Source organism: Enterobacter sp. E14S, assembly GCF_055666685.1.
In genome coordinates, this window is sequence record NZ_JBVODQ010000005.1 from 140245 (window position 1) to 153541 (window position 13297).

Consider the following 13297-nt stretch of genomic DNA (forward strand, 5'->3'; position numbering starts at 1 on the left):
TTCTTCCTCGGCCCCTTAGTGAGCGGTTTCCGCGTGGCTCATGTCCATGCCTTCCATACCTTCGTGCGCGCTGTGCTCGCCTTCAGGCTGGGTCATGTCCATGCTCTTGCCGTGATCCATAAATTTGCCAATAACGTCTTTGAACAAATCTGGTTTCACATTAGAGAAGTACTCCACCTTGTTGTATTCGCTAGGTGCAGCCACTTTTTCGAACGCCGCCATGTCAGACATGGTGTTTGGAGACTGCTTCGCTTTTTCAACCCACTGGTCGAAAGCGGCACGGTCTGGCGTCGCAATAGCTTTGAACTTCATACCTGAGAAGCCCGGGCCGCTATAGCTGGCGGAGATACCATCATAGGTGCCTGCTTCATTCGCGATCAGATGCAGGTTGGTCTGCATACCGGCCATCGCGTAAATCTGGCTACCCAGACGTGGGATGAAGAAGGAGTTCATTACGGAGTTGGAGGTCACTTTGAACTGAACCGGAGTGTTCGCCGGGAAGGCGATTTCATTCACGGTAGCAATACCCTGCTCTGGATAGATGAAGAACCATTTCCAGTCCATGGAGACCACTTCAATGGTAATAGGTTTCTCATCGTGAACCAGCGGTTTGCTTGGCTCAAGTGCGTGAGTGGTTTTCCAGGTCAGTACGGCAAGGAACAGGATGATCAGAATAGGAACCGTCCAGACCACAGCTTCCACTTTATTGGAGTGTGACCAGTTAGGGCTATACTTCGCATCTTTATTGCTCGCACGATACTTCCAGGCGAAACCAACAGCCATCAAAATGGCAGGAATAACCACAATCAACATCAGGCCAAAAGCCGTCAATATCAGTGAACGTTGTTCCAGTCCAATCTGTCCTTTGGGGTCTAGTAGTGCAGAATCGCAGCCACTGAGTAATACAGTGCCCGCGAATAATGACAACCATCCCAAACTTTTATTGTATTTCCCGAGTCTCATTTAACGACCTCAATTCCACGGAGTCTGGTGGCGTTTAAAGTGTGCGGGCATTTTACGGGAAGGTTACATTACTGTAAACATCATTAGGCCTGTGTCAGGAAGGTGTTACCGGGTTCTGCCGCACGTGTCACAAGTGTTGCAAATTATGTCGGTTTTTATGACCGAAGCCGCACGGCATGGGCTTTATAACGAAAGGACCCCCAAGCATACCCTAAAAGGGGCAATTGGTATAACCATTGTTGAAAATAAACAAAAAATTAACAATTAATTATCAATAAAAAGACATCTGAAAAACGAAAAATCAAACTCTCGTATGCTGAATCGTTTAATGAAAAATAGCGTTTTGGAATGGGAGCCAATAATTTCCAAATCCTATCCCGCACAAAACAACAAATATTTTTTTTGCGCCTGGCGGCTATTTCGCCGTTATAATTTCAGTTAGTGATTACAACGGGAAATAACCTTTCGCATTTTTCTTCAGGTCATCTGCGTTTTACGCAACGCCATGAAATCAAGCAGACCTCCGATCAGGATCCCGGCGATAGCCAGCAGGGCGCCTGCGTCCAGCAGAAGGGCTTCGAAAGGGAGTTCCAGAGAGGTGCTGGCATTGATAATAAGCACCACAAGCCAGAGCGCCAGAGAAATGCAGCCCGCCATTAACAGACGTAGCGCAAAACGGTAGGCGCGGCGATATTCGGTGCGCGGCATAAAATGTTCTGTCCGCTGGGTATATTCCAGCGTCTGACGGCAGACCAGCAGCAATAAAATCCCCGGCACGGCAGCCACGACCGAGAAGAGATAAAATGTTGGCCAGCCGTGGGCTTCCACGAACCAGCCGGCAATCGGGCCAACGTACACGCGGCCAACGGCGGAGAGCGCCGAGAGCAGAGCGAACTGGGTGGCGGAAAACGACTTGTTGCACAGGGTCATCAGCAGGGCGACAAACGCCGCTGTTCCCATGCCGCCGCAGAGGTTTTCGAAGAACACCGCCGCGGCCATGCTGATCGTATGTTTGTCGGTAATCGACAGCAGCCAGTAGCCTGCGTTAGAGGCGCCCTGAAGGATGCCGAAAATCAGCAGCGCGCGAAACAGCGTCAGGCGCTGCATCAGCACGCCGCCATAAAGCGCGCCGACGATGGTCGCAAACAGCCCCAGCGTTTTATTCACCACACCCACTTCACCGGCGTCAAAACCGACGCCCCGGATCAGGAAGGTGGTGGTGAGGCTCATGGCAAAGGCATCACCCAGCTTATAAAGGACGATGAGCAGCAGGATCAGCCAGGCGTTGTTGCGGCCAAAGAAGTCACGGAGCGGTTCGGCGACGGCCTGCTCCAGCGAGCGGGGAACCGGAATAACGTCACTCGGTTCGGGCGCGAACAGCGTCGCGATGATGCAGGGGATCAGCAGGGCGGCCATCAGCCAGTACATGCCCTGCCAGCCGAGGTAACGGTCGGCCAGCCACAGCGCCAGCCCGCCGGAGACCAGCATCCCGAGGCGATAGCCCAGCACGCTGATTGCTGCACCAGCGCCGCGCTCTTCAGCAGGTAACACGTCCGTCTTCCAGGCGTCGAACACGATATCCTGAGAGGCGGAACAGAAGGCAATCACCACCGCAAGCGCTGCCATCCAGCGAAGCTGGGTGGTGGGTTCAAGAAACCCCATTGCCGCAATAGCCAGCAGCAGCAGGATCTGCGTCATCACTAGCCAGCCGCGTCGACGTCCGAGGAAAGGCGGCGTGTAGCGATCCATGACCGGAGACCACAGAAACTTAAAGACATAGGCCTGGCCGACAAGCGAGAAGAAACCAATGGTTTTAAGATCGATGTTCTCAACCGTCATCCACGCCTGAAGCGTGCCGGAAGTGAGTGCGAGGGGTAAACCCGAGGCGAAGCCGAGGATCAGCAGGATCGCTGATTTCGGTTGCTGGAAAATGCGTAAGTAGTGGCTGGACATGTTCTTATAAAACTGACCCGGTGATACACCGGGTCAGAGAGCGGGATTAACGCGCGTTCTGCTTGATGAAGTCGTGAATGCTGGTGTCCTGCGCCATATCGGCGATGGTATCGGTCAGCACGCTGTTCACGGCGTTAGCAATGTTCTGGTTAGAAGCCTGGAAGGCACCTTCAACAGAGTAGCTGGCGCGGTAGTTTTTGGTCATCTTGTTGCCATTCTTCGCGGTGGCAATGATGGCGATATCCGCTTTGGTGGCAATGTTGTAGCGCACGTTGCCCTGAGACACGTCAGCGTACAGGTTGTTGACGATGATCTGCAGATCGACCGCGCCGCTTGGGCCAATCATGTAGCCGCGAGCGGTCATCTGTTTCTCCAGCACTTCCTGGAGCAGGAAGCGCAGGTCGCGGGACGCGGTGAGGGTAACCTGCTGGTTATCGCGGGTCACTTTAGCCAGCGCCTGATCCTGACGCTGATCGGCACCGTTAATGCTCACGGTGACGCCCATCAGGCTTGGATCCTGCTGAGGCAGGGTGATTTTTGGTGAGACATCAATGGTGGTAGGCGGGGTAGCACAGCCTGCCAGCATAAAAAGGGCTACCAACGGAAAGAAGAGTTTTTTTAACATTTTCGGGTTCTCAACGAATCGTAAGCATATAAAGAGAAAAATTGCCGCCATCATAACATCGCCAACGGCGAGGGGAAGTGGTCAACGCATGTAAATTCATCGCCTTGTCCGAAAACTGACCAGATCACCCTTTTTCCCAATCCGTGTATGACAAAACGTATGAGTCTCACAGTGAACTTCATTCGTTTGAATGAGAAAATCAGACGAAAGCTAAATATTTGTTGTCAAGGTGTAATGGAAACGGTAAAAGCGGCTAACATTTAAAGGGATGGGTGACATCCTGGCGTTGTCGGAGGAGTAATTTCATGATGATACGTGAGCATATAGAAGATAAATTAAGGGCAGCGTTCAACCCTGTGTTCCTCGAAGTCGTCGACGAAAGCTATCGTCATAACGTGCCGGCAGGTTCTGAAAGCCACTTTAAAGTGGTTCTGGTTAGCGATCGCTTCACGGGAGAACGTTTCCTGAATCGACACCGCTTGATCTACAGCACCTTGACGGAAGAGCTCTCCACGACCGTGCATGCGCTGGCACTGCATACCTACACCATTAAGGAATGGGAAGGCCTGCAGGATACGGTTTTCGCATCGCCGCCCTGTCGCGGTGCAGGCACTATCGCCTGATAAATCGGATTTGCAACGGCTGGAGCTTTTCCAGTATGTTGCTTACAGATTTCCTCAAAACGGCCTCCGGGCCGTTTTGTTTTGTCTGAGTTTTGAGCGAATGGAGCGATTTTAAGACTAAAAATAGCCTTAAAGTGTGAAAAAAGCCGCAGCAACATGCCCCAACCGTTCTCGACTCACCTAAGTGATGCCGCTATAATGCCGCGTCTTATTGAATGTCTTCGGGATGATTCTGGCGACAGGGAATGTGAATCTGCACTAAGAGAGCATCCCGGTATAACAGACAGATTCAGAGTTGACCGAGCACTGTGATTTTTTTGAGGTAACAAGATGCAAGTTTCAGTTGAAACCACTCAAGGCCTTGGCCGCCGTGTAACGATTACTATCGCTGCTGACAGCATCGAAACTGCTGTGAAAAGCGAGCTGGTCAACGTAGCAAAAAAAGTACGTATTGACGGCTTCCGCAAGGGCAAAGTACCAATGAATGTTGTTGCTCAGCGTTATGGCGCTTCCGTGCGTCAGGATGTGCTGGGTGAACTGATGAGCCGTAACTTTATTGATGCGATCATCAAAGAAAAAATCAATCCGGCCGGCGCGCCTAACTACGTTCCAGGCGAATACAAACTGGGCGAAGACTTCACTTACTCTGTTGAGTTCGAAGTGTACCCGGAAGTTGAGCTGAAAGGTCTGGAATCTATCGAAGTTGAAAAACCAGTTGTTTCCGTGACTGACGAAGACGTTGACGGCATGCTGGATACCCTGCGCAAGCAGCAGGCGAACTGGAAAGAGAAAGAAGGCGCTGTTGACGCTGAAGATCGTGTCACCATCGACTTCACCGGTTCTGTAGACGGCGAAGAGTTCGAAGGCGGTAAAGCGTCTGACTTCGTACTGGCGATGGGCCAGGGTCGTATGATCCCAGGCTTCGAAGACGGTATCAAAGGCCACAAGGCTGGCGAAGAGTTCACCATCGACGTGACCTTCCCGGAAGAATACCACGCTGAAAACCTGAAAGGGAAAGCAGCGAAGTTCGCTATCAACCTGAAGAAAGTTGAAGAGCGCGAACTGCCAGAACTGACTGTAGAATTCATCAAGCGTTTCGGCGTGGAAGATGGTTCCGTAGCGGGTCTGCGTACCGAAGTACGTAAGAACATGGAACGCGAACTGAACGGCGCGGTGCGTAACCGCGTGAAATCTCAGGCGATCGAAGGTCTGGTGAAAGCCAACGAAATCGACGTTCCAGCGGCCCTGATCGACAGCGAAATCGACGTTCTGCGCCGTCAGGCTGCACAGCGTTTCGGTGGCAACCAGCAGCAAGCGATGGAATTGCCTCGCGAGCTGTTCGAAGAGCAAGCGAAACGCCGCGTTGTTGTTGGCCTGCTGCTGGGCGAAGTGATTCGTACCCACGAGCTGAAAGCTGACGAAGAGCGTGTGAAGGGCCTGATCGAAGAGATGGCTTCTGCATACGAAGATCCATCAGAAGTGATCGAGTTCTACGGTAAGAACAAAGAGCTGATGGACAACATGCGCAACGTTGCCCTGGAAGAGCAGGCTGTTGAAGCGGTACTGGCGAAAGCGAAAGTGACCGAAAAAGCGACCTCTTTCAACGAACTGATGAACCAGCAGGCGTAATTTCGCCCCAACGGTTTAAAGTTTGAACAGAAAACCCGTTGCCTTGCGGCAGCGGGTTTTTTTATCGCAGCGATAGCCCAGGAAGAGTGCTAAAACGCCCTTTCGGTGTTAGCGTAACAACAAAAGGTTGTTATGCTTGAAATAGGGCACTGTGAACCCCATAAGTACGTAATCATGATGAATGAGACTGGCTGATAATCCGTCCGTAAGGTTACAATCAGTACAGCAGGTGTTTTCAATTTTGATCCAGGAGACGGAAATGTCATACAGTGGCGAACGAGATAACTTTGCACCCCATATGGCTCTGGTGCCAATGGTTATTGAACAGACCTCACGTGGTGAGCGTTCTTTTGATATCTATTCCCGTCTGCTCAAGGAACGCGTTATCTTTCTGACCGGCCAGGTGGAAGACCACATGGCTAACCTGATCGTGGCGCAGATGCTGTTTCTGGAAGCGGAAAACCCGGAAAAAGACATTTACCTGTACATTAACTCCCCGGGTGGGGTGATTACAGCAGGAATGTCCATTTATGACACCATGCAATTCATCAAGCCTGATGTAAGCACTATCTGTATGGGTCAGGCTGCATCTATGGGCGCGTTCCTGTTAACAGCAGGGGCGAAAGGTAAGCGTTTCTGCTTGCCAAATTCCCGCGTGATGATTCACCAGCCGCTGGGCGGTTACCAGGGGCAGGCGACGGATATCGAAATCCACGCCCGCGAAATTCTGAAGGTAAAAGCGCGCATGAATGAACTTATGGCGCAGCATACGGGTCAACCACTCGAGCAGATCGAGCGAGATACCGAGCGCGATCGCTTCCTCTCTGCTCCAGAGGCAGTTGAGTACGGCTTAGTCGACTCCGTGTTGACCCATCGTAATTGATGCCCGCGACGCGAGTGTGCCGCTATACTAAGGTAGGGCGGCACGCTGCTGATTGCAGCTTGCGTCTTAGAATGGCATTTGCGTCGTCATGTGCGGCACAAAGAACTTAAAAAGAGGTTTGGACTCATGACAGATAAACGCAAAGATGGTTCGGGCAAACTGCTGTACTGCTCTTTTTGCGGCAAAAGCCAGCATGAAGTGCGTAAACTGATTGCCGGGCCGTCCGTGTATATCTGCGACGAATGTGTCGATTTATGTAACGACATCATTCGCGAAGAGATTAAAGAAGTCGCACCGCACCGTGAGCGCAGCGCGCTGCCAACGCCGCATGAAATTCGTCATCACCTTGACGACTACGTCATCGGACAGGAGCAGGCCAAGAAAGTGCTGGCGGTAGCGGTCTATAACCACTACAAACGTCTGCGTAACGGCGACACCAGCAATGGCGTAGAACTGGGTAAAAGTAACATTCTGCTGATCGGCCCAACCGGTTCCGGTAAAACGCTGCTGGCTGAAACCCTGGCACGCCTGCTTGATGTTCCGTTCACGATGGCGGATGCCACCACCCTGACCGAGGCCGGTTATGTGGGTGAGGACGTCGAAAACATCATTCAGAAACTGCTGCAGAAGTGCGATTACGACGTACAGAAAGCCCAGCGCGGGATTGTGTACATCGATGAGATCGACAAGATCTCCCGTAAATCTGACAACCCGTCCATTACCCGTGACGTATCGGGTGAAGGCGTACAGCAGGCACTGCTGAAGCTGATTGAAGGTACGGTTGCTGCCGTTCCGCCACAGGGTGGTCGTAAACATCCGCAGCAGGAGTTCCTGCAGGTTGATACCTCTAAGATCCTGTTCATCTGTGGTGGCGCGTTTGCTGGTCTGGACAAAGTCATCTCCCACCGTGTTGAAACCGGCTCCGGCATTGGTTTTGGCGCAACGGTGAAATCGACGTCCGAAAAACCAAACGAAGGCGAACTGCTGTCTCAGGTTGAACCGGAAGATTTGATCAAATTCGGTCTGATCCCTGAATTCATCGGCCGTCTGCCGGTTGTGGCAACGCTGAATGAGCTGAGCGAAGACGCGCTGATCCAGATCCTGAAAGAGCCGAAAAATGCGCTGACCAAGCAGTATCAGGCGCTGTTCAACCTGGAAGGCGTTGATCTGGAATTCCGCGACGAAGCGCTGGATGCTATTGCCAAGAAAGCGATGGTCCGTAAAACCGGTGCCCGTGGTCTGCGTTCAATTGTTGAAGCGGCACTGCTCGACACCATGTACGATCTTCCGTCGATGGAAGACGTTGAGAAAGTGGTGATTGACGAGTCCGTCATTAGCGGCCAAACCAAGCCGCTGCTGATTTACGGCAAACCGGAAGCGCAGCAGGCATCTGGCGAATAATTAACCAAATCATACAAGCAGTTAATCAAAAAGGGGGGATTTTATCTCCCCTTTACTTTTTCCGTATTCATAGCGTTGAATGTGTGGGAAACATCCCCATATACTGGATACATGTTAATGGTTATGTGAAGCACAGTGACATGACCAGCTTACCTGGCGGACACTAACTAAGAGAGAGCTCTATGAATCCTGAGCGTTCTGAACGCATTGAAATCCCCGTATTGCCGTTGCGCGATGTGGTGGTTTATCCGCACATGGTCATACCCTTATTTGTAGGGCGGGAAAAATCTATCCGTTGCCTCGAAGCCGCCATGGATCATGATAAAAAAATCATGCTGGTAGCGCAGAAAGAAGCATCAACGGATGAGCCGGGTGTAAACGATCTTTTCACCGTCGGGACCGTGGCCTCTATTTTGCAGATGCTGAAGCTGCCTGACGGCACCGTGAAGGTGCTGGTAGAAGGCCTGCAGCGTGCGCGTATTACCACTTTGTCAGACGACGGCGAGCACTTCTCTGCAAAGGCAGAGTACCTTGATTCGCCTGAGCTTGATGAGCGCGAACAGGAAGTGCTGGTTCGCACCGCGATTAGCCAGTTTGAAGGCTATATCAAGCTGAACAAGAAAATTCCACCAGAAGTGCTGACGTCGCTGAACAGCATCGACGATCCTGCGCGTCTGGCGGACACCATCGCTGCACATATGCCGCTGAAGCTGGCTGACAAACAGTCCGTGCTGGAAATGTCCGACGTTAACGAACGTCTGGAATACCTGATGGCGATGATGGAGTCTGAAATCGATCTGCTGCAGGTTGAGAAACGTATTCGCAACCGCGTCAAAAAGCAGATGGAGAAATCTCAGCGCGAGTACTATCTGAATGAGCAAATGAAGGCCATTCAGAAAGAACTGGGCGAGATGGATGACGCGCCGGACGAAAACGAAGCGCTGAAGCGTAAGATCGACGCGGCGAAGATGCCGAAAGAGGCGAAAGAGAAGGCTGAAGCAGAACTGCAGAAGCTGAAAATGATGTCTCCAATGTCGGCTGAAGCGACCGTTGTACGCGGCTACATTGAGTGGATGGTGCAGGTTCCGTGGAACGCCCGCAGCAAGGTCAAAAAAGACCTGCGTCAGGCGCAGGAAATCCTGGATACCGACCACTACGGCCTGGAACGCGTGAAAGACCGCATTCTTGAGTACCTCGCGGTACAAAGCCGTGTAAACAAAATCAAGGGCCCAATTCTGTGCCTGGTAGGACCGCCGGGGGTAGGTAAAACCTCTCTGGGTCAGTCCATCGCCAAAGCGACCGGACGTAAGTATATCCGCATGGCGCTGGGTGGCGTACGTGATGAAGCGGAAATCCGGGGTCACCGCCGTACCTACATCGGTTCTATGCCGGGTAAACTGATCCAGAAGATGGCGAAAGTGGGGGTTAAAAACCCGCTGTTCCTGCTCGATGAGATCGACAAGATGTCGTCGGACATGCGTGGCGACCCTGCGTCTGCGCTGCTGGAAGTGCTTGATCCAGAACAAAACGTGGCGTTCAGCGATCACTACCTGGAAGTGGACTACGACCTGAGCGATGTGATGTTCGTGGCGACCTCCAACTCCATGAACATTCCGGCCCCGCTGCTGGACCGTATGGAAGTGATCCGTCTCTCCGGTTATACCGAAGATGAGAAGCTGAACATCGCTAAGCAGCACCTGCTGCCGAAACAGATTGAGCGTAACGCACTGAAAGCCAACGAGCTGACCGTAGAGGACAGCGCGATTATCGGCATCATTCGCTACTACACCCGTGAAGCGGGCGTGCGTAGCCTTGAGCGTGAAATCTCTAAACTGTGTCGTAAAGCGGTGAAACAGCTGCTGCTGGATAAGAGCCTGAAACACATTGTGATTAACGGCGACAATCTGCATGCCTATCTCGGCGTTCAGCGCTTCGACTACGGTCGCGCGGACAACGAAAACCGCGTTGGCCAGGTGACCGGCCTCGCATGGACGGAAGTGGGCGGCGATCTGCTGACCATCGAAACCGCCTGTGTCCCGGGCAAAGGCAAGCTGACCTACACCGGCTCGCTGGGTGAAGTGATGCAGGAATCCATCCAGGCTGCGCTGACCGTGGTGCGCGCGCGCGCGGAGAAACTGGGTATCAACCCTGATTTCTACGAAAAACGCGACATTCACGTGCACGTTCCGGAAGGGGCGACGCCGAAAGATGGCCCAAGCGCGGGTATTGCTATGTGTACCGCTCTGGTTTCCTGCCTGACAGGTAACCCGGTGCGTGCCGATGTGGCAATGACCGGTGAAATTACGCTGCGTGGTCAGGTTCTGCCGATTGGTGGTTTAAAAGAAAAACTGCTGGCGGCACACCGCGGTGGGATCAAAACCGTATTGATCCCTTACGAAAATAAACGCGATCTGGAAGAGATTCCGGATAACGTGATTGCCGACCTGCAGATCCATCCTGTGAAGCGAATTGAGGAAGTTCTCAGTCTCGCATTGCAGAATGAACCCTCCGGAATGCAGGTTGTAACCGCAAAATAGTGACCTCGCGCAAAGAGCGTCAATAAAAACAAGGCTGGTAAGTCATTTCGCACTTGCCAGCCTTTTTTTGTATAGCTAATTTAGATTGCTGATTAGGTCAGCCATCAACAACGGGTGTTGTAAGGTCATGGCAGGCCTGATATAACTGCTGCGCGGTCGCGTTGTGAAGGATTCAGGCGCGATATAAATTATAAAGAGAGGAAGAGAACAGTGAATAAATCTCAACTGATTGACAAAATTGCTGCTGGTGCTGATATTTCTAAAGCTGCAGCTGGACGTGCGTTAGATGCCTTAATTGCTTCTGTTACTGAATCTCTGCAGGCTGGGGACGACGTTGCACTGGTAGGCTTCGGTACTTTTGCTGTTAAAGAGCGTGCTGCCCGTACTGGCCGCAACCCTCAGACCGGTAAAGAGATCACCATTGCTGCTGCTAAAGTGCCGGGTTTCCGTGCAGGTAAAGCGCTGAAAGACGCAGTAAACTGATTGCTTTCCCGTTTCAGGGAAGCCGGAAAGTACAAGGGCGCATCATTTGATGTGCCTTTTTTGTTTGTCCAGACCTGATTTGTGCGAGTTTATGCGAGTTGTGGGCTGACAATCGCCCCGTTTTCTTGTCACAATACGCCTTCACGCGCGACGGGCAGGATTTTCCGTCAGCGTCAGGTAACCAGTCACCTACAGCGGAGTGTTGTTACACCATGATGGACAGCTTACGCACGGCTGCTAACAGTCTCGTGCTCAAGATTATTTTCGGTATCATTATCGTGTCGTTCATATTGACCGGCGTGAGCAGTTACCTTATTGGCGGTGGCGCAAACTATGCCGCAAAAGTGAATGGCCAGGAAATCAGCCGTGGTCAGTTCGAGAATGCTTTTGCCGGTGAACGTAACCGTATGCAGCAACAGCTGGGCGACCAATTCTCTGAACTGGCGGCGAACGAAGGGTACATGAAGACCCTGCGCCAACAGACACTGAACCGTCTTATCGACGAAGCGCTGCTTGATCAGTATGCCAAAAAACTGGGCCTTGGCATCAGCGATGAGCAGGTGAAAAAAGCCATCTTCTCCACGCAAGCCTTCCAGTCTAACGGTAAATTCGACAACGCGCGCTACAACAGCATCGTCAATCAAATGGGGATGACGGCCGACCAGTACGCTCAGGCGCTGCGTAACCAGCTGACCACCCAGCAGCTCATCAATGCCGTCGTGGGCACCGATTTCATGCTCAAAGGTGAAACGGACGAACTGGCCGCGCTGGTGGCGCAGCAGCGTGTTGTACGTGAAGCGACCATTGATGTGAACGCCCTGGCGGCGAAACAGCAGGTGAGCGACGCTGACGTCAACGCTTACTACGAGCAGAACAAGAATTCCTTTGTTTCTCCAGAGCAGTTCCGCGTGAGCTACATCAAGCTGGATGCGGCCGCGCTGCAGGAAACCGCGTCTGATGCTGAAATCCAGTCTTACTACGATCAGCATCAGGATCAGTTCACTCAGCCGCAGCGTAACCGCTACAGCGTGATTCAGACGAAAACTGAGGCCGATGCTAAAGCGGCGCTGGATGAGCTGAACAAAGGCGCTGATTTCGCGACCGTTGCGAAAGCGAAATCCACCGACATTATCTCTGCGAAAAACGGCGGTGATATGGGCTGGCTGGAAGACGCGACCACGCCGGACGAGCTGAAAAATGCCGGTCTGAAAGAGAAAGGCCAGCTTTCAGGCGTCATTAAGTCTTCAGTTGGTTTCCTGGTCGTGCGTCTGGACGACATCACCGCGGCGAAAACCAAGCCGCTGGCTGACGTTCGCGATGATATCGCGGCGAAAGTGAAACAGGAAAAAGCGCTGGATGCCTACTACGCGCTGCAGCAGAAGGTGAGCGATGCTGCCAGCAACGACAACGAATCTCTGGCAGGTGCAGAGCAGGCGGCGGGCGTGAAGGCGGTTGAGACGGGCTGGTTTGGTCGTGACAACCTGCCGGAAGAGCTGAACTTCAAACCGGTTTCTGATGCTATCTTCAACGGCGGTCTGGTGGGCGAGAACGGCACGCCGGGCAGTAACTCTGACATCATTACCGTCGACGGCGATCGTGCGTTTGTGTTGCGCGTCAGCGAACACAAGCCAGAAGCGGTCAAACCGCTGGCGGAAGTGAAGGATCAGGTTATCGCTCAGGTTAAGCACAACAAAGCGGAACAGCAGGCGAAACTGGATGCTGAGAAGATTCTGTCCGATCTGAAAGCGGGTAAAGAAGACGCGCTGAAAGCGGCTGGACTGAGCTTCGGTGAAGCGAAAACGCTGAGCCGTACCGGTCAGGACCCAATCAGCCAGGCCGCGTTTGGTCTGACTCTGCCTGCCAAGGACAAGCCAAGCTTCGGTACCACCACCGATACGCAGGGCAACGTCGTTCTGCTGGCGTTGGATGAAGTGAAAGCCGGCACCCTGCCAGAAGCGCAGAAGAAAGCGATGGTTCAGGGAATTACCCAGAACAATGCCCAGATTGCCTTCGAAGCTATGATGAGTAACCTGCGTAAAGAAGCCAAAATCAAGCTGGGTGATGTAATGACTCAGCAGCAGTAATTACGTGTCTGCTCGCAGATTTTCGTAACGCTCTGCAAAAACTAAAGGCCGCTTTCGCGGCCTTTTCCATTTCTGCAATCTGCTGTTTGTGCCGGTTTTATCTGGCGGCTATTGTG

Annotated in this window: 10 protein-coding genes; 7 read left to right on the forward strand and 3 right to left on the reverse strand. The window is 52.5% G+C overall.

Annotated elements, in window-relative coordinates; translation table 11 throughout:
- Positions 1-15 precede the first annotated feature (15 nt).
- The 3 genes from cyoA to ACZ6J2_RS13155 all read right to left on the reverse strand — a co-directional run bounded on the left by cyoA (position 16) and on the right by ACZ6J2_RS13155 (position 3541).
- Complete coding sequence (cyoA, locus tag ACZ6J2_RS13145; RefSeq protein WP_014882770.1) at positions 16-963, reverse strand: cytochrome o ubiquinol oxidase subunit II; 948 nt, start codon at positions 961-963, stop codon at positions 16-18.
- A 477-nt stretch (positions 964-1440) separates the two neighbouring features.
- The gene (ampG, locus tag ACZ6J2_RS13150; protein ID WP_471725907.1) at positions 1441-2916 is read right to left on the reverse strand and encodes a muropeptide MFS transporter AmpG; all 1476 of its coding nucleotides are present in this window, start codon (positions 2914-2916) and stop codon (positions 1441-1443) included.
- A gap of 46 nt (positions 2917-2962) precedes the next feature.
- Entirely contained in the window at positions 2963-3541 is a 579-nt protein-coding gene (locus ACZ6J2_RS13155) for a lipoprotein (protein WP_023310568.1), read from the reverse strand.
- Between the two features lie 305 nt (positions 3542-3846).
- Between ACZ6J2_RS13155 and bolA the strand changes: the two genes are divergently transcribed.
- The 7 genes from bolA (at position 3847) to ppiD (ending at position 13181) form a co-directional block, all read left to right on the forward strand.
- Positions 3847-4164 (forward strand): transcriptional regulator BolA, encoded by a 318-nt coding sequence (gene bolA / locus ACZ6J2_RS13160; RefSeq protein WP_021241655.1) that lies wholly within the window; start codon positions 3847-3849, stop codon positions 4162-4164.
- A gap of 330 nt (positions 4165-4494) precedes the next feature.
- A complete protein-coding gene (gene tig, locus ACZ6J2_RS13165; RefSeq protein WP_471725908.1) occupies positions 4495-5793 on the forward strand; it encodes a trigger factor in 1299 nt (432 codons plus the stop codon).
- Between the two features lie 259 nt (positions 5794-6052).
- Complete coding sequence (clpP, locus tag ACZ6J2_RS13170) at positions 6053-6676, forward strand: ATP-dependent Clp endopeptidase proteolytic subunit ClpP (RefSeq protein WP_010428105.1); 624 nt, start codon at positions 6053-6055, stop codon at positions 6674-6676.
- A 126-nt stretch (positions 6677-6802) separates the two neighbouring features.
- On the forward strand, positions 6803-8077 hold the full coding sequence (gene clpX, locus ACZ6J2_RS13175; RefSeq protein ID WP_023310570.1) for an ATP-dependent protease ATP-binding subunit ClpX: 1275 nt from the start codon (positions 6803-6805) through the stop codon (positions 8075-8077).
- A 182-nt stretch (positions 8078-8259) separates the two neighbouring features.
- Positions 8260-10614 carry an endopeptidase La gene (gene lon / locus ACZ6J2_RS13180; protein WP_023334706.1) on the forward strand — a complete coding sequence of 785 codons (2355 nt, stop codon included), beginning with the start codon at positions 8260-8262 and terminating at the stop codon, positions 10612-10614.
- 210 nt (positions 10615-10824) lie between these two features.
- Positions 10825-11097 carry a nucleoid-associated protein HU-beta gene (gene hupB / locus ACZ6J2_RS13185; protein WP_002444653.1) on the forward strand — a complete coding sequence of 91 codons (273 nt, stop codon included), beginning with the start codon at positions 10825-10827 and terminating at the stop codon, positions 11095-11097.
- A 212-nt stretch (positions 11098-11309) separates the two neighbouring features.
- Positions 11310-13181, forward strand: a complete 1872-nt coding sequence (ppiD, locus tag ACZ6J2_RS13190) for a peptidylprolyl isomerase (RefSeq protein ID WP_223605248.1) — start codon at positions 11310-11312, stop codon at positions 13179-13181.
- The last annotated feature ends 116 nt before the right edge of the window (positions 13182-13297 follow it).